Annotated in this window: 21 protein-coding genes; 13 read left to right on the forward strand and 8 right to left on the reverse strand. The window is 61.9% G+C overall.

Annotated elements, in window-relative coordinates:
• Positions 1 to 36: 36 nt before the first annotated feature.
• The 3 genes from AO065_RS20890 to AO065_RS20900 are packed head-to-tail and all read right to left on the reverse strand — an operon-like array spanning position 37 to position 3,152.
• Positions 37 to 360 (reverse strand): AtuA-related protein, encoded by a 324-nt coding sequence (locus AO065_RS20890; RefSeq protein ID WP_004883832.1) that lies wholly within the window; start codon positions 358 to 360, stop codon positions 37 to 39.
• A complete protein-coding gene (locus AO065_RS20895; RefSeq protein WP_004883833.1) occupies positions 357 to 1,715 on the reverse strand; it encodes an acyclic terpene utilization AtuA family protein in 1,359 nt (452 codons plus the stop codon). The genes AO065_RS20890 and AO065_RS20895 overlap by 4 nt, the downstream gene beginning before the upstream one ends.
• A complete protein-coding gene (locus tag AO065_RS20900; RefSeq protein ID WP_338012473.1) occupies positions 1,716 to 3,152 on the reverse strand; it encodes a CitMHS family transporter in 1,437 nt (478 codons plus the stop codon).
• A gap of 9 nt (positions 3,153 to 3,161) precedes the next feature.
• On the opposite strand from AO065_RS20900, the gene AO065_RS20905 reads away from it, so the two are divergent.
• Positions 3,162 to 4,055 (forward strand): LysR family transcriptional regulator, encoded by an 894-nt coding sequence (locus tag AO065_RS20905; RefSeq protein WP_032651573.1) that lies wholly within the window; start codon positions 3,162 to 3,164, stop codon positions 4,053 to 4,055.
• A gap of 107 nt (positions 4,056 to 4,162) precedes the next feature.
• Entirely contained in the window at positions 4,163 to 5,341 is a 1,179-nt protein-coding gene (ampC, locus tag AO065_RS20910; RefSeq protein ID WP_004883836.1) for a class C beta-lactamase, read from the forward strand.
• Here the strand turns inward: ampC and AO065_RS20915 are convergent.
• Positions 5,338 to 5,955, reverse strand: a complete 618-nt coding sequence (locus AO065_RS20915; RefSeq protein WP_100225934.1) for a DNA-3-methyladenine glycosylase family protein — start codon at positions 5,953 to 5,955, stop codon at positions 5,338 to 5,340. The two genes, ampC and AO065_RS20915, sit on opposite strands and share 4 nt — an antisense overlap.
• A gap of 318 nt (positions 5,956 to 6,273) precedes the next feature.
• On the opposite strand from AO065_RS20915, the gene efeU reads away from it, so the two are divergent.
• From efeU to efeO (AO065_RS20935), 4 genes are read left to right on the forward strand one after another with little or no spacing between them, the layout of a single operon-like run.
• Complete coding sequence (efeU, locus tag AO065_RS20920) at positions 6,274 to 7,128, forward strand: iron uptake transporter permease EfeU (protein ID WP_004883838.1); 855 nt, start codon at positions 6,274 to 6,276, stop codon at positions 7,126 to 7,128.
• Between the two features lie 8 nt (positions 7,129 to 7,136).
• Positions 7,137 to 8,345: an iron uptake system protein EfeO gene (gene efeO, locus AO065_RS20925; protein WP_032651565.1), complete on the forward strand. Its 1,209-nt coding sequence runs from the start codon at positions 7,137 to 7,139 to the stop codon at positions 8,343 to 8,345.
• Between the two features lie 40 nt (positions 8,346 to 8,385).
• Complete coding sequence (gene efeB / locus AO065_RS20930) at positions 8,386 to 9,696, forward strand: iron uptake transporter deferrochelatase/peroxidase subunit (protein ID WP_004883840.1); 1,311 nt, start codon at positions 8,386 to 8,388, stop codon at positions 9,694 to 9,696.
• Between the two features lie 29 nt (positions 9,697 to 9,725).
• Positions 9,726 to 10,550, forward strand: a complete 825-nt coding sequence (gene efeO, locus AO065_RS20935) for an iron uptake system protein EfeO (RefSeq protein ID WP_004883841.1) — start codon at positions 9,726 to 9,728, stop codon at positions 10,548 to 10,550.
• 175 nt (positions 10,551 to 10,725) lie between these two features.
• On the opposite strand, the gene AO065_RS20940 is transcribed toward efeO (AO065_RS20935), so the two are convergent.
• From AO065_RS20940 to AO065_RS20950, 3 genes are all read right to left on the reverse strand, one after another.
• Complete coding sequence (locus AO065_RS20940; RefSeq protein ID WP_004883842.1) at positions 10,726 to 11,496, reverse strand: molybdopterin-dependent oxidoreductase; 771 nt, start codon at positions 11,494 to 11,496, stop codon at positions 10,726 to 10,728.
• Positions 11,493 to 12,113, reverse strand: a complete 621-nt coding sequence (locus tag AO065_RS20945) for a cytochrome b/b6 domain-containing protein (RefSeq protein WP_004883843.1) — start codon at positions 12,111 to 12,113, stop codon at positions 11,493 to 11,495. The genes AO065_RS20940 and AO065_RS20945 overlap by 4 nt, the downstream gene beginning before the upstream one ends.
• Before the next feature lie 86 nt (positions 12,114 to 12,199).
• On the reverse strand, positions 12,200 to 12,805 hold the full coding sequence (locus AO065_RS20950; RefSeq protein ID WP_004883844.1) for a hypothetical protein: 606 nt from the start codon (positions 12,803 to 12,805) through the stop codon (positions 12,200 to 12,202).
• A 167-nt stretch (positions 12,806 to 12,972) separates the two neighbouring features.
• On the opposite strand from AO065_RS20950, the gene AO065_RS20955 reads away from it, so the two are divergent.
• Positions 12,973 to 13,668, forward strand: a complete 696-nt coding sequence (locus AO065_RS20955; protein WP_004883845.1) for a heavy metal response regulator transcription factor — start codon at positions 12,973 to 12,975, stop codon at positions 13,666 to 13,668.
• Complete coding sequence (locus AO065_RS20960) at positions 13,641 to 15,035, forward strand: heavy metal sensor histidine kinase (RefSeq protein ID WP_004883846.1); 1,395 nt, start codon at positions 13,641 to 13,643, stop codon at positions 15,033 to 15,035. Before AO065_RS20955 ends, AO065_RS20960 begins: the two co-directional genes overlap by 28 nt.
• An 18-nt stretch (positions 15,036 to 15,053) precedes the next feature.
• Here AO065_RS20960 and AO065_RS20965 read toward each other — a convergent pair whose 3' ends face one another.
• Entirely contained in the window at positions 15,054 to 15,719 is a 666-nt protein-coding gene (locus tag AO065_RS20965) for a polysaccharide lyase family 7 protein (RefSeq protein ID WP_032651577.1), read from the reverse strand.
• A 543-nt stretch (positions 15,720 to 16,262) separates the two neighbouring features.
• On the opposite strand from AO065_RS20965, the gene AO065_RS20970 reads away from it, so the two are divergent.
• The 5 genes from AO065_RS20970 to AO065_RS20990 are packed head-to-tail and all read left to right on the forward strand — an operon-like array spanning position 16,263 to position 21,316.
• A complete protein-coding gene (locus AO065_RS20970) occupies positions 16,263 to 16,715 on the forward strand; it encodes a MarR family winged helix-turn-helix transcriptional regulator (protein ID WP_004883848.1) in 453 nt (150 codons plus the stop codon).
• Complete coding sequence (locus AO065_RS20975) at positions 16,712 to 18,799, forward strand: FUSC family protein (protein WP_004883849.1); 2,088 nt, start codon at positions 16,712 to 16,714, stop codon at positions 18,797 to 18,799. Before AO065_RS20970 ends, AO065_RS20975 begins: the two co-directional genes overlap by 4 nt.
• Complete coding sequence (locus tag AO065_RS20980) at positions 18,796 to 19,005, forward strand: DUF1656 domain-containing protein (protein WP_003378219.1); 210 nt, start codon at positions 18,796 to 18,798, stop codon at positions 19,003 to 19,005. Before AO065_RS20975 ends, AO065_RS20980 begins: the two co-directional genes overlap by 4 nt.
• Positions 19,002 to 19,886: an efflux RND transporter periplasmic adaptor subunit gene (locus tag AO065_RS20985; protein WP_004883850.1), complete on the forward strand. Its 885-nt coding sequence runs from the start codon at positions 19,002 to 19,004 to the stop codon at positions 19,884 to 19,886. Before AO065_RS20980 ends, AO065_RS20985 begins: the two co-directional genes overlap by 4 nt.
• Positions 19,883 to 21,316 (forward strand): efflux transporter outer membrane subunit, encoded by a 1,434-nt coding sequence (locus AO065_RS20990; protein ID WP_004883851.1) that lies wholly within the window; start codon positions 19,883 to 19,885, stop codon positions 21,314 to 21,316. Before AO065_RS20985 ends, AO065_RS20990 begins: the two co-directional genes overlap by 4 nt.
• Positions 21,317 to 21,325: the final 9 nt, after the last annotated feature.

Here is a 21,325-nt window from a genome sequence, read left to right on the forward strand (position 1 = left end):
GCAAGGGTTCAGCCTGACCCTTCAGGCTCAGACACGTCAGGCGATTTCGATGTCCAGCAACGCAGCACCCAGCGCCTTGCCATGGGCGTCCAGTGCCAGTGACCGGGTCACTCCGCCGCGCAGCACGCCGGGGATCACGAAGTTCAGGGCATGCACATTGGGCAGCTCGTAACGCCGAATCGGCCCGGCTTGCGGGTCGAGCAACTGCGAGAAGTACGCCGTCACCCGATCAACGGTCAGCGCCTGACACAACCTCGCGTAGTCTTCTGCACGGTAAGCGATGACCGAGATGTTGGAGGTATCGCCCTTGTCGCCGGTCCGCGAGTGGGCCACTTCTCTAAGTCTGATGGGAACACTCATACCGAATCCTCCAGGTGAATCACGGGATTGACCGCTTCACGCGGCACAAACAGCGAAGCGACCGCCACCACTTGACGCACTGCCTTGGTCGCCCCGCCGCCGCCATACGGTCCGTTGGTGTACAAGGTCTCGACTTCATTGCCGACCCGAACGGCCTCGCTGCGCTCAACGCAACGCGCAGCAATACGCAAGCGCACTTCCCAAGGCTCGGCCGTGGCGCGCGAACCCAACTCGCTGCCATGCAAGGCATCGACGCCGATCAATTCGGCACGCAGGTCTTCGACAATCACGCCCGTCAGCCTCAAACGCTCCAGCACGACTTCGCGCGCCAGTTGCGCCCGCGCCAGCGCACCGGGCCCGCCGTAGGAAATCTGCCCTTCGCCGATCCAGCCATCCAGATAGCCGACCGACACCTTCAGGGTCTCGGGGCGCGCACGGCCATCCGCTCCGGCAACCTGTACCCGGTTCTCTGCGTCTGCGTGGAAGCTGACCCCGGAAAAATCGGCGCTCACGTCGGGCGTGAGGTAAGCCGCCGGGTCATGCACTTCATAGATCAGCTGCTCAGTGCAGGTCGCGGTGTCGATCCGTCCGCCCGAGCCTTCAACCTTGGTGATCGTCGTCTGCCCTGCTGCATTGACTTCTGCCAGCGGAAAACCCAGCCGGGCCAGGTCCGGCACGTCCTTGAAACCCGGATCGGCGAAGTACCCCCCGCTGATCTGCCCCGCACATTCGAGCAGGTGACCCACCAGCGTGCCGCGTCCCAGCAAGGTCCAGTCATCGGCAGCCCAGCCGAATTCGAACATCTGCGGCGCGAGAAACAGCGACGGATCGGCCACCCGGCCGGTAATCACCACGTCGGCATCGGCTTCGAGCGCCTGCACGATGCCTTCGGCGCCCAGATAAGCGTTGGCCGAGATCAGCCGGTCTCCCAGTGAAGCCAGCGTCATGCCGTTATCCAGCAGTCTGGAAGCATCGGTCTGCAACGCAGCCAGTACGTCATCACCGGTCAGGGCCACGACCTTGAGCCCGGACAAACCCAGTTCGGCCGCGATGCGCCGCACCTCCCGCGCTGCCGCCAAGGGGTTGGCCGCGCCCATGTTGGTGATGACCCGCAACCTGCGCGAACCGGTAGTGCGCCCAACAAAAGGCAGCACCCGGCGCATACGCTCGCTCAGCAGCGGATCGTAACCGGTGTCGGGGTCGCTCAATCGGGCCTGCTGCGCCAGCGCAATGGTGCGCTCGGCCAGGCATTCGAAAATCAGGTAGTCCAGCTCGCCGTGTTCGGCCAGCTCGACGGCGGGCTCGATGCGGTCGCCGGAGTAACCGGCGCCGGAGCCGATGCGCAGGGTTTTCATTCAGAACACTCCCAGGAGCATGGCAGTCAGGGTCATCAGGACCGAGGCTGCGAACAGGAAAGGGATGGTGAAGCGCTGGTGATCGGCCAACTCGATCTTGCACAGGCCCACCAGCAGGAAGGTTGCGGGCGTCAGCGGGCTGACCGGGAAGCCGGTGGTGTGCACACCCAACAGCGAAGCCTGGGCCACTTGCAACGGCTCGACGCCCAAGGCCTTGCCGACCTCGGCAATCACCGGCATCACGCCGAAATAAAACGAATCCGGGTCGAACAGCAGGCTCAGCGGCATCGAGATGAACCCCACCACCATCGGGATCAATTGGCCGTGGCCTGCCGGAATCTGGTGCACCGCCACTTCGGCCATCGCCTTGAGCATGCCGGTGCCCTGCATGATGCCGGTGAAGACCCCGGCCGCGAGCAGGATGCTGGCCATGGTCAGCGCGGTCTTGGCGTGAGCATCGATGCGGGTGCGCTGGGCATCGACGTTCGGGTAGTTGAGGCACAGCGCAACGACAGTGCCGAGCATGAACATCACCACCGGATCGACGACACCGGAGATCATCACGCCCATCACGGCGATAGTCAGCAGCAGGTTGACCCAGAACAGACGCGGCCGACGCAGCAGCTCTTCCTGTTCGGTCAACACCCGCTTGGGCACCACATCCACCTGCGCTCCCGCGCCGAGGCCCAAACGCAGCTCTTCACGTCGGCCCAGAAACCAGGCGCAGGCGAAGACAAAGGCGAGACCGACAATTTGCACCGGAATCAGCGGCTGAAACAGGTCCGCCACCGGCACGTGCAAAGCCGCAGACGAGCGCAGTACCGGACCGGTCCAGGGCAGAAAGTTGACCCCCGCCGCCATTGCCGTGACGCAGGCCAGAATGCGCTTGTCCATGCCCAGCCGCGTGTAGAGCGGCAGCATCGCCGGGATGGTCACCAGAAAGGTCACCGCGCCGGAACCGTCCAGATGCACCAGCAACGCCAGCAGCGCCGTACCCATGACGATTCGCGTGGGGCGTGTGCCGACGGCCTTGAGAATGCGGTCGATGATCGGGTCGAGCATGCCCGCATCGGTCATCACCCCGAAGAACAGGATGGCAAACACGAACATGCCCACCACTGGCGCGACGTTTTTGATGCCGGTGATGATGAAGGCGCTGGTCTGCAGACCGAAGCCGCCGATCAGGGCCGCGATGATGGGCAACGCAATAAGAGCAACGAGGGGCGAAAGACGCTTGCTCATGACAGCCGCGAGCAGGCAGAGGATGGTAATGACACCGAGGGTGGCGAGCATGGGGAATTTCCTTGTCATCCCTGACCCATGTGCGGCGGGACGAGCTGTTGTTGTTTTCAACGAGTATCGAAACGGCGTTATGCTTTGTAAATTGAAATGTTCAGCACCTCTCATTCCAAAAAACAGAACATTGATCGCGAGCATCGCCAGCCCATGAAGAATTCGATCCAGCACATCCGGGCGTTCCTGGCCGTCGCTCACAGCGGCAGCTTTACCAAGGCTGCGGTGGAGCTGAACCTCTCGCCGTCCGCGCTGACCGTTCAGATCCAGCAACTGGAAGAGTGGCTGGGCGTTGCGCTGCTGGAACGCAGCCCACGCCACGTCAGCCTGACGGCGGCGGGACAGAACAATTTGCAGCCCATGGAAAAGCTGCTGTTGGATCTGGACAACATCGTCAGCGGTTCGCGGGACCTGGCGGCTTTGCGCCGGGGCGTAGTAACTCTCGCCGCCCTGCCCTCGATGTGCTCCAGCTCGCTGCCGATCATCCTGCGCGAATTCCGCACCCGGTTTCCCGGCATCGAAGTGCGCCTGCGCGATGTTGTGGCGCAACGTATCGACGCGCTGGTGCGTGAAGGCGAAGTCGATTTCGGGCTCGGCGTTCGCGCCCGGATGAGCCATGGGCTGGAGTTCGAAGGCCTGATGGTGGACCGGCTGCGGCTGTTCGTCCCCGCCGCTCACCCGCTGGCCACACGAGCGTCAGTCAGCCTGGCCGATCTGGCGGGCCAGCCGATTATTCTGACCGGACGCGACAGCAGCGTGCGCGAGCGGGTCGAGCAATTGTTCGCCGATGAAGGGCTTGCTCTGGTGCCGGGCCTTGAGGCCAACTACATGTCGACCGTCCTGGCGCTGGTGCGCCAGGGGCTGGGCATGACCCTGCTCCCGGAGTCGGCCGACGAAGGCCGGTCCGACACCGTTCAGGTGTCCATCGACCACCCTGGCGTCAGCCGGGAAATCGGCCTGATCACCCGCACCGGCCAGACCCTGAGCCCCGCGGCGAACCGGTTCGTGGAGATGATGAGAGAGGTTTTGAGTAGCGAGGCCTGTTGAGTCGCGTCTTGGCAAACACCACATTATGGTGGCACCTCCCACAAATACGGGGTTTCTTCAGTACGTCGCAAACAACAGACTTACCCCTAAAAACAAGGAATGCTTTCATGCAATGGAATCAAAAGCGGTCATTGCAGACCCTGCTGCTGACCAGCCTCACGCTGACCTCTTCGCTCGCGCTTGCCCAGGAACAGAACCCGAAACTGGACGATTTCGTGCGGGAAACCGCCAGCAAAGTCATGCAGGAAAACGGCATCGCAGGCCTGTCGATTGCCATTACCCACAACGGTAAGCAACAGTTCTACACCTACGGCAAAGCGTCGAAGGATGCCGTTCAAGCCATCACCCCGGACACGCTGTTCGAACTGGGCTCAATCAGCAAGACCTTCACCGCAACCCTCGCCACCTGGGCGCAGGCCAACGGGCAGTTGTCGTTGACCGAGCGCATCGACACCTACGTGCCGCAATTGCGTGACACACGCCTGGGCAAGGTGCCGGTTTTCAATCTGGGCACCCACACGGCGGGCGGCTTCCCGCTGCAGTTTCCCGACAGGGTCCAGACCACCGGACAGATGATGGCCTACTTCAAGGCCTGGCAACCCGAATACCTGCCCGGCACTCACCGCAGCTACGCCAACCCCAGCGTCGGCCTGCTGGGGTTGGTCGCAGCACGCAGCATGCAAGTGCCTTTCGAAAACGCCATGCAGCAAGGACTGTTTCCGGCATTGGGTCTGAAGAACACCTTCCTCACCGTGCCCGAAGAGCAGATGTCGCGCTACGCACAGGGTTACAACAAGCTTGATGAACCGGTCAGGGTCAACCCGGGCGTGCTGGCATCCGAAGCTTACGGCGTGAAGTCCAGCAGCCGCGATGTGCTGGCCTTTATCGAGGCCAACATGGGCCGGGGCCAGTACGACGCGCCTTTGCAACAAGCGCTCAAGGACACCCGGATCGGTTACTTCAAAGTCGGCGGCATGACTCAGGACCTGATCTGGGAGCAGTACCCGATGCCGGTGAAGCTCGACACCCTGCTTGAAGGCAATGCCAGCAATATGATTCTACAAACTCAAAAAGCCGAGCCGATCACCCCGCCCCTTGCCGCGCAATCCAACACTTGGGTCAACAAGACCGGTTCCACCAACGGCTTTGGCGGCTACGTCGCGTTCATCCCCGAGCAGCAACTGGGCATCGTGATCCTGGCCAACCGAAACTACCCGAACGAAGAACGCGTGAAACTGGCGTACCGGATTCTGAATCAGGTGCAGTGCTTCGACTGCAAACCCTAGGCTTCACGAACCTGCTCACCAGCCGCGAAGTCGAGCGGCACACGCCACAGATACCACGCCGCAACGGTTCGAAATGGCGCGAACCGTTCGGCGAGACCGGTCATGGCCTTCGGTGTGGGTTTGAGCGCCAGGCCGTACAGCCGTCGATAGCCCTCGCACACGCCGAAATCACTCGCGGGCATCACGTCCAGCTTGCCCAGGCCGTAGATGAGCATCATCTCGACCGTCCAGCGGCCTACTCCCGGCAGTTCAGTGAGACGAGTGATCAGTTCCTCGTCGCTCAAAGTCAGCGCCTCAACCACGTCCGGCACCAGACCGCTGACTTTGGCAGCGGCAATCGCCTTGATCGCCCGGCTCTTGGACGCCGAGAACCCGCAGCCCCGCAACGCCTGATCATCCAGTTCAGCCAGCGCCTGCGGTTCAGGAAAGCGTGAAGCCGGAAACAGCGCACGCAGGCGCATGACCATCGCGTCACCCGCCCTGGCGTGCAACTGCTGATACGCGACACCCTTGACCAGCGCCTGATACGGGTCCTGAGCAGCAGTGACCGGATGCAGGCAAGGGCCGACATGGTCTATCAACGATTGCCAGCGCCCATCCACTGCTTTGAGCATCTCAGTGGCCTGAACATGGGCAATGGGCATTTCCGGTTCTACTGACATTCTGATAGTCCATAAAAAAGCGCAATGCGAGGACAATCCACTGTGCCGCATCGCCCCCGAAATCTGCAAACCCGGACGTTTTCAGGGAGTTCCCACGCCCCGTCTCAAAAACCTGAACCTCGCCTGAACGACATCGCAAAAACAACTTTCGGACGAAAAACAACTTTCTCCATTCAAGAATGAGTATCATTATGTTACGCATTGTGTCCGGTCGATCCGTTTGCCGAGACTCTCGAAACAGGTGCGTCTTCAGTCTCAACCCGGTGAAATATGCTCGTTCCGTTTTTGATCATGCTGCGCGAAGGCATCGAAGCCGCGCTCATCGTTGGCATCATCGCCAGTTACCTGAAGCAGACCGGCCGTGGCGAATGGATGCCCGCCGTCTGGATCGGTGTGTTCCTGGCAGTCGCACTGTCGCTGTTCGTCGGCGGAGGCCTGGAGCTGATGAGCGCCGAGTTTCCGCAGAAGCAGCAGGAACTGTTCGAAGGCATCGTCGGCCTGATTGCCGTAGGCATTCTCAGTTCGATGGTGTTCTGGATGCGCAAGGTGGCGCGTTCAATCAAGCACGCGCTGCATGAATCACTGGACGCTGCCCTCACCGGCTCGAAAAACCAGACCTACGCGCTGATCGCCATGGTGTTCTTCGCCGTGGCCCGTGAAGGTCTGGAAACCGTCTTTTTCCTGCTCGCCGTTTTCCAGCAGAGCGAAGGTTCAGGCGCGCCGCTGGGTGCGCTGCTCGGCCTGCTGCTGGCCGTCGGCTTTGGTGTCGCGATCTACAGCGGCAGCATGCGCCTGAACCTGAGCCTGTTTTTCCGCTGGACCGGCCTGTTCATTCTGATCGTGGCGGCTGGAATCCTGGCCAACTCGGTGCAGGCCCTGCATGAAGCAGGCCTCTGGAACCACATGCAGGACGTGGTCTTCGACATCAGCGGCTGGCTGCCGATGGACGGCCCGACCGGCTCGGTGCTGGCTGGCATGTTCGGTTACCAGGACGCACCGACGGTCAGCACCCTGAGTGTCTACCTCATTTACCTGATCGGGGCGCTGGTGCTGTTTTTCCTGCCGCACGCCCCGTCCGGCCGCACACCGTTGCAGCAACATTCATCTTCCGTGACGAACGAATAAGGGCACCCATGTCGAACCGTCCCTCAGGGCCTTCCGAGAAAGCCCGGCCTCCCCGTGTCCTGCGATTGGCAGTCGCAGGCTCCGTGATCCTGATGATCGCTGCGGGCGGGCTGTTCTATTACGCTTCGCAAGTGGCCGCCAAGAAGCGCGCCGCCAATGCAGGCACTGAAACCGTGGTCAACATTCACGCCCACAACTGCGAGCCGAATGCCCTCACCGTGGCGGCGGGCCAGAACGCTTTTCGCATCGTCAACCGCTCGGAACGCGCCGTCGAATGGGAAATTCTGGATGGCGTACTGGTGATCGAAGAACGGGAAAACATTGCGCCCGGCCTGAGCCAGGTGATCAATGCCAATCTGGCGCCTGGCGATTACGCGATCACCTGCGGTCTGCTGAGCAACCCGCGCGGCACGCTGCACGTGACGCCTACCGCCGAGTCCGACGCCAAGGCCAAGGCACGTCCCTCGATGACCGCCTTCATCGGTCCGCTGTCCGAATACCGCGTGTACCTGAGCTTGCAGGGCTCGGCACTGATCAAGGCCGTCACTGCCTTGCAGCAGGCCATCGATGCGGGCGACCTGAGCGCAGCGCAAGCCGCCTACCTGCCAGCGCGTGCCGCTTACCAGCGCATCGCCCCCGCCGCACAGCGTCTGGCCGAGCTGGACAACGCCATCAACGCCCGCGCCGATTACTACGAAAAACGCGAGCAGGACCCAGGCTTCAGTGGCTTCCACCGCATCGAATACGCCCTGTTCGAGCAGCACAGTGTCGAGGGCCTGAGCCCGGTGGCGCAGCGTCTGCAGACCGACGTGACCCAGCTCAAGCAACAATTGCTGGCCCAGTCGTTGGCCCCGGAGCAACTCGCCGCCATCGTCACTCGCAACATGCGCAGCCTGGCCGATGTGCGCAGCAGCGGTGAAGAAGAACGTTACAGCCACAGCGATCTGAATGGCTTCGCCGCCAATCTGGAAGGGACGCGCAAGGTGGTCGATCTGCTGCGCCCCTTGCTGAGCAAAAGCGCAGGCGATCAATTGCAGAAAATCGATGCGGCCATGGCTGATCTGGACACCACGCTGGACTTCTTGAAGACCGACGACGGCTATCGCCCTTACGACCAGGTCGATGCCGGACAGCGCAAGCAGATCGCGACCAAGGCGGCGGCATTGGCCGACGCGCTGAACACCATCGACCCGGCGCTCGGCCTCTCCGGCCTCTGAACCGAACCGATTCCGCCCATCAGGAGCACAGCACAGCCTCATGAAAACTCCCGACGCCAACAACGCACCCGACTCGATTCAGCGCCGTCGTGTCCTGATGGGCCTCGGCGCTGCCGGAGCCGCACTGGCCGGCAGCAGCCTGAGCGGCAACGTCCTGGCCGCAGCCCCCGCGCAAGTCACCGAAGCGCCGAACAGCGACAAGACCGAGGACCGTAACGCGTTCCACGGCCTGCACCAGACCGGCGTCGTCAACCCGCGCCCCGCTGCGGGTATGTTCGTGGCGTTCGACGTGCTGGCCTCGGATCGCGAAGACCTCGAGCGCCTGTTCCGCACACTGAACGAGCGCATCGCCTTCCTGATGACGGGCGGCCCGGTGCCGGATGTCGATCCGAAACTGCCACCGCTGGACTCCGGCATCCTCGGACCGGTTGTCACGCCCGATAACCTGACCATCACCGTGTCGGTGGGCGAATCGCTGTTCGATGAACGCTTCGGCCTGACCGACGTGAAACCTCTGCGCCTGAGCCGCATGGTCGGCTTCCCCAACGATGCGCTGGAGCCCTCCAGCTGCCATGGCGACCTGAGCATCCAGTTCTGCGCCAACACCGCCGACAGCAACATCCATGCGCTGCGCGACATCGTCAAGAACCTGCCCGACCTGCTGCTGGTGCGTTGGAAACAGGAAGGCACCGTGCCGCCGCAGGCACCGAAAAAACCCGGCCAGCCACCTGAAAGCGCCCGCAACTTTCTGGGCTTCCGGGACGGTTCGGCCAACCCGGATTCCAATAACCAGAAGACCATGAACGAGCTGGTCTGGGTGCAACCGGGCAGCGACGAACCGACCTGGGCCGCCAACGGCAGCTATCAGGCCGTGCGCATCATCCGCAACTTCGTCGAGCGCTGGGACCGGACCCCCTTGCAGGAACAGGAGTCGATCTTCGGCCGCACCAAAAGCACTGGCGCGCCCATGGACGGCAAGGTCGAAACCGACGTGCCCAACTATGCCGCAGACCCGGAAGGCAAGAAGACCCGTCTGGATTCACACATCCGTCTGGCAAACCCACGCACCGCAGAGACCCAGCGCAACCTGATCCTGCGTCGCCCGTTCAACTATTCCAACGGCGTGAACAAGAACGGTCAGCTGGACATGGGGTTGCTGTTCATCTGCTATCAGGCGGACCTGGAAAAAGGCTTCATCACCGTGCAGAACCGCCTCAACGGCGAGCCTCTCGAGGAATACCTCAAGCCGGTCGGTGGTGGCTATTTCTTCACCCTGCCGGGCGTGACCGACGACAAAGACTTCATCGGACGCTCCTTGCTTGCGGCCGTATCGAAAACCCAAACCGCATGACCTTCAACCTCCTCACCCGGAAGAGCACCATGAAAAAGACGCCTCTGGCTTTGCTGCTGACCCTTGGCCTGCTCCAGACTCCGCTGGCCGCCTTCGCTGCCACGGCGCCGCTGGATCTGGTCGGCCCGGTTTCGGATTACAAGATCTACGTCACCGAGAACATCGATGAACTGGTCAGCCACACACAGAAATTCACCGACGCGGTGAAGAAAGGCGATCTGGCGACTGCCAGGAAGCTGTATGCACCGACGCGTGTGTTCTACGAATCCGTCGAGCCGATTGCCGAGCTGTTCAGCGACCTGGACGCGTCCATCGACTCACGCGTCGACGACCACGAGCAAGGCGTGACGGCTGAAGACTTCACCGGTTTCCATCGTCTGGAATACGCGCTGTTCTCGCAGAACACCACCAAAGACCAGGGCCCTATCGCGGACAAGCTGATGAGCGACGTCAAGGACCTGGAAAAGCGCGTGGCCGACCTGACCTTCCCGCCTGAAAAAGTGGTCGGTGGTGCAGCAGCGCTGCTGGAAGAAGTGGCGGCAACGAAGATTTCCGGCGAAGAAGACCGTTACAGCCACACCGACCTGTATGACTTCCAGGGCAACATCGACGGCGCGAAGAAAATCGTCGACCTGTTCCGCCCGCAGATCGAACAGCAGGACAAGGCATTCGCCGGCAAGGTCGACAAGAACTTCGCCACCGTGGAGAAGATCCTGGCCAAGTACAAGACCAAGGACGGCGGCTTTGAAACCTACGACAAGGTCAAGGAGAACGACCGCAAGGCCCTGGTCGGCCCGGTCAACACCCTGGCCGAAGACCTTTCCACCCTGCGCGGCAAACTGGGGCTGAACTGACATTCAGCTGCGGACGCGGAGCGTCCTGAGAGGCATTCCCACGCAGAGCGTGGGAACGATCATCAGCGTCTGCCTCGACACCGATCGTGCCCATGCTCCGCGTGGGCATGCAGCCCGTGACGCTCCGCGTCACATTTTCACGCGAACGCAGCACCTGCTCACATCGCGCTAATCCTCAGATCCCGCTGAACCAGTTGTACCCCTGATCTTCCCAATACCCGCCGGGGTTCTCGTTGCTGACGAAGATCTCGACGATGTGTTTGGGGTTCTTGAAGCCCAGCTTGGTCGGCACCCGCACGCGCAACGGGTAGCCGTAATCAGGTGAAAGGGCCACGTCACCAAAGTCCAGCGCCAGCAACGTCTGCGGGTGCAATGCAGTCGGCATGTCCAGGCTCGAGTAGTAGCGGTCGGCGCACTTGAAGCCGACAAACCGCGCAGTGGTGTCTGCGCCGATGTACTCCAGAAAGGTCTTCAGCGGCACGCCGCCCCACTGCCCTATCGCGCTCCAGCCTTCAATGCAGATCAACCGGGTGATGTCCGTGCGTTGCGGCAACTTGCGCAAGGCTTCGATCGTCCACGGCTGCTTGTCGCGCACCAGCCCGGACACCGCGAGACGGTAGTCGGCCAGATCAAGCTCGGGCACGTTGTATTCGGGGTAAAACGCATTGAACGGAAACGGATTGGTCAACTGCGCCTTGCTGTAGGTCGGCGCCAGTTTCTGGCCGTTGAACAGCCAGGCCTGGACCCGGTCGTTCCAGCGCGACATGGCCCACAGCGCCTTGTCGACCTGATCGCCGTCCTGCAGGTTGCAGCCAGTCAGCATCGACATGGCACCCACGGTCAGACCGGCACGCAGAAAGGAACGGCGCTGTATGTCGATCAATTGCGTCTGTTGCGCAGGCTCCAGCCGGATGCGTTGGGTCATGCGTTTGCGTGGCTCGTTCATGGTTTGGCAGTTCCGTCTTCGTTCGGCTGGCGGCCGCCGGTGATCATCGGCAACAGGGTTCGCGGCACCAGCAACACCAGCGCCAGGTGGACGACGACAAACGCGCCGATCGCCGTCATGGCACCGAAGTGCACCCAGCGGGCAAAGTCATAACCGCCCAGCAGATTGGCCAGTTCCTGAAACTGCACCGGTTTCCACAGCGCCAGACCCGACACCACCACCAGCACACCCATGGCCAGCACCAGCCAGTACATCAGGCGTTGCACGGCGTTGTATTGACCTTTGATGTGCGCCAGCTTGAAACGCAAGGCGTCCACTACGTCGCGCTTCACTTCGCTGGGACGTACCGGCAGCAGGTCGCGCTTGAAGTGCCGACTGAACAGGCCATACAGCACGTAGATCAGACCGTTGATGACCAACAGCCACATCACCGCGAAATGCCAGGCAATGGAACCGCCCAGCCATCCGCCGAGGGTCAGGGATTTGGGAAAGGTGAACGGCATCAGCGGTGCCGCGTTGTAGATGGCCCAGCCGCTCATGAACATGCAGACCATGCCCACGGCGTTGACCCAGTGCGTGAGGCGCACCGGCCAGGGATGGATCGGGCGGGTTTTCATATCAGTGTTCCTCGACATGAGGCGATGCAGAACGACAAGGCAGACAGGCGACCGAAGTCGCCTGCCGTCGTGCTCGTCAAAGGCGATTACATAGGAGGCGTGAACCCGTCCTTGCCCACCGCGACGCCGCGTGCGGATTTGCCGTCATCGGCCGGGAACAGCACAACCTTGGCACCGGCTTTCAGCTCGCTGCGCTGGCCCGGTTCAACGTAGGCGATCGGCACGTCTTCCGGCACCACCAGTTGCTTCTCGCCGCCCTTGTACTGAACGGTCAGCGTGCGGCCATTGGCCTTGGACAGCGTGCCGACGGTGCCGTTGGTCATGGTGCCGGTGCTGCCGTCGGCGTTTTCCCAACCGTAGTGACCTTCGCCGCTGCCTTTGAGGCTGGCTTCGAAGACGGTCACTTCCAGTGCTTTCAGCGTGCCGTCAGCCTGAGGAATGGCTGCCGAGCCGACAAAGCTGTCAGCCTTGATGCTTTCCAGATCAGCCTTGGAGACCAGGCGGATGCCGGTCTTGTCGGTCAACTGGATGCTCTGATGCTGACCGGCGCGGGTGGTGAAATTCAGCGTATCGGCCTGGAGGCTGTCGACGGTGCCGCGCATCGGCTTGACCACCGGCATGTCGGCGGCCTGAGTCATGACAGCGGCGCTGAGCAGCAACAGGCCGAACGTAGTGGACAGTGCAGTCTTCATCGGTAATTCCTTGGCAGAGGGGTCTGGACGCATCTTTACACCGCTACCGGCACCGCAGAATGACCGGGCAATGACATTTTTGTCATTCGCCGGACACCTTCCCGGCAACTGGTTAGACTTCGGCATCGGCGCGCTGAGGGCGCCTGCAGAGCGTAGCGGACATTGAGATGCATATCCTTCTGATCGAAGACGACACCAAGACCGGGGAGTACCTGAAGAAGGGCCTGGGCGAATCCGGTTATAAGGTCGACTGGACCCAGCACGGTGCCGACGGCCTGCACCTTGCGCTGGAAAACCGCTACGACCTGATCGTGCTCGACGTGATGCTGCCCGGCATCGACGGCTGGCAGATCATCGAAGTGCTGCGCGCCCGGCAGGACGTGCCGGTGCTGTTTCTGACCGCCCGCGATCAGTTGCAGGACCGCATTCGCGGACTGGAACTGGGTGCCGACGACTATCTGGTCAAGCCGTTCTCGTTCACCGAACTGCTGCTGCGCATTCGCACCATCCTGCGCCGTGGCGTGGTGCGTGAGGCCGATCATTTCCACCTGGCCGACCTCGAACTGGACCTGCTGCGTCGTCGGGTCACGCGTCAGCAACAGGTGATCGTGCTGACCAACAAGGAGTTCGCCCTGCTGCACCTGTTCCTGCGCCGCGAAGGCGATGTGCTGTCGCGCACCCAGATCGCCTCCGAAGTCTGGGACATGAATTTCGACAGCGATACCAACGTGGTGGATGTCGCCATCAAACGCCTGCGCAGCAAGATTGACCTGCCCTACCCGGTCAAGCTCATCCACACCGTGCGCGGCATCGGTTACGTGTGCGAGGTGCGGCCATGCAGCGCAGACGCCAACCTTCCCTGACGCTGCGCTCGACCCTGGCGTTCGCGCTGGTGGCGATGCTCACGGTCGGCGGTGCCGGACTTTATCTGTATCAATCCATCGAGCAGACCGTGATGCAGCGCTCCGACCACGCGGTGCTGGCGCGCCTGGATCATTTTCGCAAGCTGCTGCGCTACGACCTGACCATGGACAACCTCAAGGGCAGCCCGCAACTGTTCGAGAACATGCTCGACAGCGAGGAAGACATTTTCATCATTGGCGAACCCGGCAAGACGCCGGTGATCTCGGTCAACCCGCAACGAGCGCCTTTACCGGAGCTGCCAACCGTTGCCCAGGATCAAGCCCTGCGCGTCGAAGACCTGCGCAGCGGCCTGAGCCTGCAGGGTGTGCCTCTGCGTGCGGCGGCCGTGCAAGTGATGTCCAACGGGGTCGAAGTGCGTTTGCAGGCCGCGCACCTGATGGTCAAGGAAATGGCCATGCTTGCGACCTTCCGCGAGCGTATCTACGCAGCAATGGCGCTGGCCTTTCTGGTCACGGCCCTGCTCGGCTACCTGCTGCTTCGGCGGGGTCTGCGGCCACTGCGCCGTATGGCAGCCCATGCGGCCGCCATCACGCCAGCCAGCCTGCACAGTCGACTGGACAGCCAGGACACCCCCGTCGAGTTGCAACAGTTGAGCGACGCCTTCAACGCCATGCTCGACCGGCTGGATGACGGCTATCGTCGCCTGACCCAGTTTTCCGCCGACCTGGCACACGAGATCCGCACGCCGGTGGGCTCGCTGATGGGGCATTGTCAGGTCGCACTGCGCCAGAACCGCAGCGCCGACGACTATCAGGCATTGCTGGCCTCGAACCTGGAAGAACTGGAGCGGATTTCCCGGCTGGTGGAAAGCATTCTGTTTCTGGCCCGTGCCGACGAAGCCCAGTCTGCGCTGGAGCGCAAATCGCTGGACCTGAACGAAGAACTGCACCGAGTGGCCGGTTATTTCGAAGGACTGGCCGAAGAACGCAACATGACCCTGGTCCCCAGCGGCCAGGGCACCGTTCAGGCCGACCCGATTCTGCTGCGCCGTGCGTTGAGCAATCTGGTCGCCAATGCCATCCGCTATGCCGACGAGAACAGCGAGGTCCTGATGCGCGTTGCTGCGCTGGACGGGGAATGGAAAATCGATGTGGAAAATCAGGGGCCGCAATTGCCGCAAGCCAGTCTGTCGCGCCTGTTCGACCGCTTCTACCGTGGCGATGCCTCACGCCATCAACGCTCGGACTCCAACGGCCTGGGGCTGGCCATTGTGGCCGCAATCATGCACCTGCACGGCGGGCGGGTCGAGGTCGCGCAACCCGCCGCCGGGCGTATCTGTTTCAGCCTGATATTCCCGGCAACGTGACTGGACCCGCAGGCTGGATCATTTCTTCTCGTGAGCGATGGCCAGCTTGTAGAACGTCGCCGAACCCCCTTCGGTGGTGTAGCCGGTATTGTCCTGGGTGTAGACCCCGGCCTTGAAGTAGAACAGCTTGGTGCTCCACGCTGAATCGAGCTTGGCCACCCAGACGGCATCATAGGCGTTGACCGTCAGATCACCTGAAGGCGACAGGTTGATCGCATAATTGAAACGCTGATTGAGTGGCACGCCCTGGGCAATAGTGATGACCTCGATTTCCGAATCCGGGGTCCGTCGAAACTTGGCGACGATGTTGCCGGTCTGCAATTTTTCCTTGTACTGATACTCCACCTTCAGCAATGGCTCGGTGCTCTGGTAGCAGTGAATCTGACCGATCACGATCTTGCCGCTGGACGGCACCTGGTCCACTTCCAGTGTGGCACGCAGGAAATTGTCGGCGCTTGAGTAGTTCCAGTTGAACGCCCTGCCGTCGGCCGTCGTTTCACGCAGCTCAGAACGGGGGTACTTGGCGTTCTCGGTGGTGGAACCGGTCACGGGCGCCCAGAAGAACAGCGTATCGCCGGAGCGAAAATAACCGTCCTGATAGCCCTTCATCAATTTCGGGGTTTCGATGATGGTCGCAGGCGTCCCGACAGGGACGGACAGATTCCAAGTGGCAAGATCGATCATGGCGTTGCTCGCAAGGTGCGCGTCGCGCATCAGCAGAAGGGCTCTGGAACGGGCGCCCTGGCCCGTTCGGTTCATCCAGACTATCGGCTGAATCGTTTATTTTTTAAACAGGCTCGACAAAGCATTGGCGCCAACAAAACGTCATTCAGGGGTCAAAGCCACTATTTTGATGTCAATTTCTGAAAGAAAGCCATTTGCCAGCTTTGACCTGAACGCATCGGTCTGAGCGGACCTTGTCATTTCGGCATGGCGTCATTTTTTTGAAAGAAGACCCCGAAAATTGATGATTTGAAGCGCCATTTACCGACGAACGGTATCGATTATTTTCGATGGCAAGGAACTTTTCCTGGTTTTGGCTTACTACGCACGACCGTTTATCGAGGTATTACGGTCGACATCACATCCCCGATTCCTCCGTTATCTGAAAAACACCGTTGAGCGATCCGAGGTTGACTGAAACAAGTTGTTACGGGATATTAGTTAGCAAGCTACTAATATCCTTGCTAACAATATCGCTCCTAACTAAATTTCAGGTTGTTTTCCATGTCTGTCGATGCGCTTCACAGGGCGATCAGCAGCGGTCTGGTTGCGGCATCACGCCACTGGCGACGCAACTGCCAGACCACGCTGGTCACCTACGGTATTTCCGAAGCCTGCGCGGGGCCGTTGCTGGCCATTGCGCGGCTGGGAGACGGCGTGCATCAGGTCAAAGTGGCGCACGCCGCCGGAATGGAGAGCCCGACCCTGGTCCGCCTGCTGGATCAGTTGTGCAAGGCCGGTATCGTCTGCCGCACTGAAGACCCCAACGACCGTCGCGCCAAGGCCTTGAGCCTCACCGACAAGGGCCGCGAACTGGCTGGTTCGATTGAAACCGAGCTGACGCGTTTGCGTGCCGACGTACTGAAGAATCTCGACCCTGAAGACCTTGACGCTGCGTTGCGTGTGTTCCAAGCGTTTTCCGAGGCGGCAGGCGCTGATCACGGGGCACAGTCATGAAGGGCTTTTTCTCCAGTGTGCCGCCGGCACGCGACTGGTTTTATGGCGTGCGCACCTTCGGCGCCTCGATGCTGGCGCTCTACATTGCGTTCCTGATGGAAATGCCACGCCCCTACTGGGCCATGGCCACCGTCTACATCGTGTCCAGCCCGTTCGTGGGTCCGACCAGCTCCAAGGCGCTGTACCGCGCTGCCGGTACGCTGGCAGGTGCTGCGGCGTCGGTGCTGCTGGTGCCGATGTTCGTGCAGACGCCTTTTCTGCTCGCGGTGGTGGTCGGGCTATGGACCGGCACGCTGCTGTTTCTGTCGCTGCACCTGCGCACCGCCAACAGTTACGCGCTGATGCTGGCGGGCTACACCATGCCGTTGATCTCGTTACCCGTGGTGGACAACCCGCAAGCGGTGTTCGAGATCGCGGTGTCGCGTACCGAAGAGATCTTTCTGGGCATCATCTGCGCCGCCGTGGTTGGTGCCATGTTCTGGCCCAGACGCCTGGCACCGGTGTTTCAGGCGACCACGGAAAAGTGGTTCAGCGATGCTGCGAGCTATAGCGAACGTTTCCTGAGCCGCACCTGCGAGCCTGAAGAGATCGGCACCCTGCGCAATTCGATGGTCGGCAGCTTCAACTCGCTGGAAATGATGATCGGCCAGTTGAGCCACGAAGGTGCTCGCAAACAGACCGTGCGCAATGCCCACGAATTGCGCGGCCGCATGATTCACTTGCTGCCGGTCATCGACGCCCTCGACGATGCGCTGTGGGCGCTGGAACGGCGCACGCCGGAACTGCTCGCCAGCCTGTCGCCGCTGCTGCTGGAAACCCGCAACTGGCTGGAAAACACCGCCAACGGTCCGCAACAGGAACAATGGCAGCAGTTGCATCGATCCATGGAGCGACTGCAACCGGACTCAGCGCAACTGGACGACCGTGATCAACTGCTGCTGTCCAATGTGCTGTTCCGGCTGGGCGAATGGATTGACCTGTGGCAGGACTGCCGCACCTTGCAATACGCGATCAAGACCGACGATCAGTCGCAATGGCGTGCGGTTTATCGCCACTGGCGTCTGGGTCGGCTGACACCCTTTCTGGATCGTGGCCTGATGCTCTATTCAGTGGCCTCGACCGTGCTGGCGATCATCGTCGCGTCGGTGCTGTGGATTCTGCTGGGCTGGAAGGATGGCGCGAGTGCCGTGGCGCTGGCCGCCGTGTCGTGCAGCTTCTTTGCCGCCATGGACGACCCTGCGCCGCAGATCTATCGTTTCTTTTTCTGGACCATGCTGTCGGTAGTGTTCGCCAGCCTGTACCTGTTCGTGGTGCTGCCCAACCTGCATGACTTTCCGATGCTGGTGCTGGCGTTTTCGGTGCCCTTCATCTGCGTCGGCACGCTGACCGTACAGCCACGCTTCTTTCTGGGCACGCTGCTGACCATCGTCAACACCTCGTCATTCATCAGCATCCAGAGCGCCTACGATGCGGACTTCCTGAACTTCCTCAACTCCAATCTGGCCGGACCGGCGGGTCTGCTGTTTGCGTTTATCTGGACCCTGGTGTTCCGTCCGTTCGGTGTGGACCTCGCAGTCAAGCGCCTGACCCGCTTCAGCTGGCGCGACATCGCCAGCCTCAGCGAAGACTCGACCCTGGCCGAACACCGGCGCATGGGCGTGCAAATGCTTGATCGTCTGATGCAGCAACTGCCGCGCCTGACCCTGACCGCGCAGGACACCGGCATCGCCCTGCGTGAACTGCGCGTCGCGCTGAACATGCTCGACCTGCTCGCCTACACCCGCCGCGCGACACCGCAGGCTCAGGTGCTGCTGCGCCAGGTCATCGACGAAGTCAGCGGCTATTTCCGACACTGCACCAAGGCCGGTGAGCGTCTGCCTGCACCACGGGGCCTGTTGATACTCATGGACCGCGCACGCCGTTCGCTGACCGATCAGGACATGGGCGACAACCCGGCCCGCGTCCACCTGCTGCACGCGCTCAGCGGTCTGCGTCTGGCCCTGCTGCCGGGCGTGGAGATCGTCACCGTGGCCGACGAGCTGACCGAACAACTGCCGCATAACATCGATGGAGCGCCTTTATGATCGGCGATCTGGACATCAGCGGGATCTTCATCCCCACTTTTCTGGCCATGATGGGCATCGCCTATCTGCTGTTTCTCGGCGTGCATGCCGTACTGTCGCGCGCCCACTTCTACCGTCTGGTCTGGCACCGGGCTTTGTTCAACGTAGGTCTATACGCTTTGTTGCTCGGCGCCGTGGATACTCTCAGTCGATACCTGATGACATGAAAAAACCGATACTGACTCTGGGCCGCGTGGTCCTGACCCTGCTGGTGGTGATTCTGGCTGCCGTCGTCGTCTGGCGCATGGTGATGTACTACATGTACGCACCCTGGACCCGCGACGGTCACATTCGCGCTGACATCGTGCAAATCGCTCCGGACGTGTCCGGGCTGATCCAGAAGGTCGAGGTCACCGACAACCAGCCGGTGCACAAAGGCCAGGTGCTGTTCACCATCGACCAGGACCGCTTCCGCCTGGCCTTGCGTCAGGCCCAGGCCACTGTCGCCGAACGTCAGGAAACCTGGGAACAGGCGCGCCGCGAGAACAAACGCAACCGTGGTCTCGGCAATCTGGTGGCACGCGAGCAACTGGAAGAAAGCCAGTCCCGCGAAGCACGCGCATTGTCAGCACTGGGCGAAGCACGCGTGGCGGTCGACGCCGCGCAACTGAACCTGGATCGCTCGGTGATCAAGAGCCCGGTGGACGGCTACCTCAACGACCGCGCACCTCGCGAACACGAGTTCGTCAGCGCCGGACGCCCGGTGCTGTCGGTGGTCGATGCTGCGTCGTTCCACATCGACGGCTATTTCGAAGAAACCAAACTGGACGGCATTCATGTCGGCCAGGGCGTGGATATTCGGGTCATCGGCGACAACGCGCGGCTGACCGGGCACGTGGTCAGCATCGTCGCGGGCATCGAAGACCGCGACCGCACCAGCGGCTCGAACCTGCTGCCCAACGTCAACCCGGCGTTCAGTTGGGTGCGACTGGCCCAGCGCATTCCGGTGCGGATTGCCTTTGACGATGTGCCCAGGGATTTCCGCATGATCGCCGGGCGGACGGCGACCGTGTCGATCATCGAAGACACTCCGGAGGCCACACGATGAAACGGGCTCCTCGCCTGATGGTGCTGGGTTTCAGCGCCCTGCTGTCGGCCTGCCAGATGGTCGGGCCAGACTATGAGTTGCCGAAAGACAGCGCGATCAACCGCCCGGACTTGCAGGGCCAACTGGCAGGCCAGTCGGTGAACAGCGTGTCGGCACCGGTGCCTGCGCACTGGTGGCGGCTGTATCAGGACCCGAAACTGGATGAGCTGGTGCGTCAGGCCATGGCGTCGAACACCGACCTGCGCATTGCCGCCGCCAACCTGCAACGCTCGCGCTATCAGGGTGCCGAAGCTGACGCCGCAGGGGGCTTTACCAACAGCGCCAAGATCGGCGCACAGCGTTTGCAGGAGTCGGGAGAAGCCTTTCTGCTGCCCGACAAAGTGCCGGTGGCCAATGTCGGCGATATCGGCCTGACCACGTCCTATCAGTTCGACCTGTTCGGCACCCTGCAGCGTGGCATCGAAGCCGCGCAGGCCAACATCGATGCCACTCAGGCGGCGGCAGATACCGCCCGCATCACCGTGGTCGCCGACGTGGTGCGCGCCTATACGCAGGTGTGCGCCGCCAATGAAGAGCACGACATCGCCCGCGAGTCGCTGGACCTGCAACAGCAGAGCGTGAAGCTGAACCAGCGCCTGCGCGATGCCGGGCGTGGCGATGAAACCCAGGTCACCCGCTCCCAGACCCAGTTCAAGTCCCTGCGCGCCGAACTGCCGCGCTACGAAGCGCAGCGTCAGGCGGCGCTGTTCCGTCTGTCGATGCTGCTGGCCCGGCCTGTCGAGCAGTTGCCTGCGGGCGTCAGCACCTGCAATGAGTTGCCGCACATCGCACAGGTCATGCCGGTAGGCGATGGCGCCGCGCTGCTCAAGCGCCGCCCGGATATTCGTCAGGCGGAACGGCATCTGGCGATGTCCACCGCACAGATCGGCGTTGCGACGGGCGAGCTGTACCCGGACATCAGCATCGGCGCGAATATCGGCACCGTGGGCATGATCGAGAACCTGGGCAAACCGGCGGCCAATCGCTGGGGCTTCGGGCCGCTGCTGAGCTGGACCATCCCGTCCAACGGCTCACGCGCCCGCATCCATCAGGCTGAAGCCTCGGCACAAGCGTCATTGGCCCGCTTTGACGGCGTGGTGCTCAACGCCATCCGCGAAACCCAGACCGGCCTGGCCCAGTACACCGCCCTGCTCGACCGCCGCGACGCCCTGAAAGACGCCGAGCAATCGGCCAAGGAGGCCGCCGACCAGACCCACCGTTTCTACCAGGCCGGCCGCGCATCATTCCTGGCCGACCTGCAGGCCACCCGCACCTACACCGATGTCCGTGCCCAACTGGCCGAAGCCAACACCCAGGTCGCCATGGGCCAGATCAACCTGTTCCTGGCGCTGGGTGGGGGTTGGGAGAAGGATCAAGTGGCAGGCAAATAACCTGTGAGA

Source organism: Pseudomonas viridiflava (genome assembly GCF_001642795.1).
Classification (GTDB): Bacteria; Pseudomonadota; Gammaproteobacteria; order Pseudomonadales; family Pseudomonadaceae; genus Aquipseudomonas; species Aquipseudomonas viridiflava.

What these genes read in the sequence shown, in the direction of transcription:
- AO065_RS20890 (WP_004883832.1), bottom strand. Translation starts at nt 360, where the DNA reads ATGAGTGTTCCCATCAGACTTAGAGAAGTGGCCCACTCGCGGACCGGC.
- AO065_RS20895 (WP_004883833.1), bottom strand. Translation starts at nt 1,715, where the DNA reads ATGAAAACCCTGCGCATCGGCTCCGGCGCCGGTTACTCCGGCGACCGC.
- AO065_RS20900 (WP_338012473.1), bottom strand. Translation starts at nt 3,152, where the DNA reads ATGCTCGCGATCAATGTTCTGTTTTTTGGAATGAGAGGTGCTGAACAT.
- AO065_RS20905 (WP_032651573.1), top strand. Translation starts at nt 3,162, where the DNA reads ATGAAGAATTCGATCCAGCACATCCGGGCGTTCCTGGCCGTCGCTCAC.
- ampC (WP_004883836.1), top strand. Translation starts at nt 4,163, where the DNA reads ATGCAATGGAATCAAAAGCGGTCATTGCAGACCCTGCTGCTGACCAGC.
- AO065_RS20915 (WP_100225934.1), bottom strand. Translation starts at nt 5,955, where the DNA reads ATGCTCAAAGCAGTGGATGGGCGCTGGCAATCGTTGATAGACCATGTC.
- efeU (WP_004883838.1), top strand. Translation starts at nt 6,274, where the DNA reads ATGCTCGTTCCGTTTTTGATCATGCTGCGCGAAGGCATCGAAGCCGCG.
- efeO (WP_032651565.1), top strand. Translation starts at nt 7,137, where the DNA reads ATGTCGAACCGTCCCTCAGGGCCTTCCGAGAAAGCCCGGCCTCCCCGT.
- efeB (WP_004883840.1), top strand. Translation starts at nt 8,386, where the DNA reads ATGAAAACTCCCGACGCCAACAACGCACCCGACTCGATTCAGCGCCGT.
- efeO (WP_004883841.1), top strand. Translation starts at nt 9,726, where the DNA reads ATGAAAAAGACGCCTCTGGCTTTGCTGCTGACCCTTGGCCTGCTCCAG.
- AO065_RS20940 (WP_004883842.1), bottom strand. Translation starts at nt 11,496, where the DNA reads ATGAACGAGCCACGCAAACGCATGACCCAACGCATCCGGCTGGAGCCT.
- AO065_RS20945 (WP_004883843.1), bottom strand. Translation starts at nt 12,113, where the DNA reads ATGAAAACCCGCCCGATCCATCCCTGGCCGGTGCGCCTCACGCACTGG.
- AO065_RS20950 (WP_004883844.1), bottom strand. Translation starts at nt 12,805, where the DNA reads ATGAAGACTGCACTGTCCACTACGTTCGGCCTGTTGCTGCTCAGCGCC.
- AO065_RS20955 (WP_004883845.1), top strand. Translation starts at nt 12,973, where the DNA reads ATGCATATCCTTCTGATCGAAGACGACACCAAGACCGGGGAGTACCTG.
- AO065_RS20960 (WP_004883846.1), top strand. Translation starts at nt 13,641, where the DNA reads ATGCAGCGCAGACGCCAACCTTCCCTGACGCTGCGCTCGACCCTGGCG.
- AO065_RS20965 (WP_032651577.1), bottom strand. Translation starts at nt 15,719, where the DNA reads ATGATCGATCTTGCCACTTGGAATCTGTCCGTCCCTGTCGGGACGCCT.
- AO065_RS20970 (WP_004883848.1), top strand. Translation starts at nt 16,263, where the DNA reads ATGTCTGTCGATGCGCTTCACAGGGCGATCAGCAGCGGTCTGGTTGCG.
- AO065_RS20975 (WP_004883849.1), top strand. Translation starts at nt 16,712, where the DNA reads ATGAAGGGCTTTTTCTCCAGTGTGCCGCCGGCACGCGACTGGTTTTAT.
- AO065_RS20980 (WP_003378219.1), top strand. Translation starts at nt 18,796, where the DNA reads ATGATCGGCGATCTGGACATCAGCGGGATCTTCATCCCCACTTTTCTG.
- AO065_RS20985 (WP_004883850.1), top strand. Translation starts at nt 19,002, where the DNA reads ATGAAAAAACCGATACTGACTCTGGGCCGCGTGGTCCTGACCCTGCTG.
- AO065_RS20990 (WP_004883851.1), top strand. Translation starts at nt 19,883, where the DNA reads ATGAAACGGGCTCCTCGCCTGATGGTGCTGGGTTTCAGCGCCCTGCTG.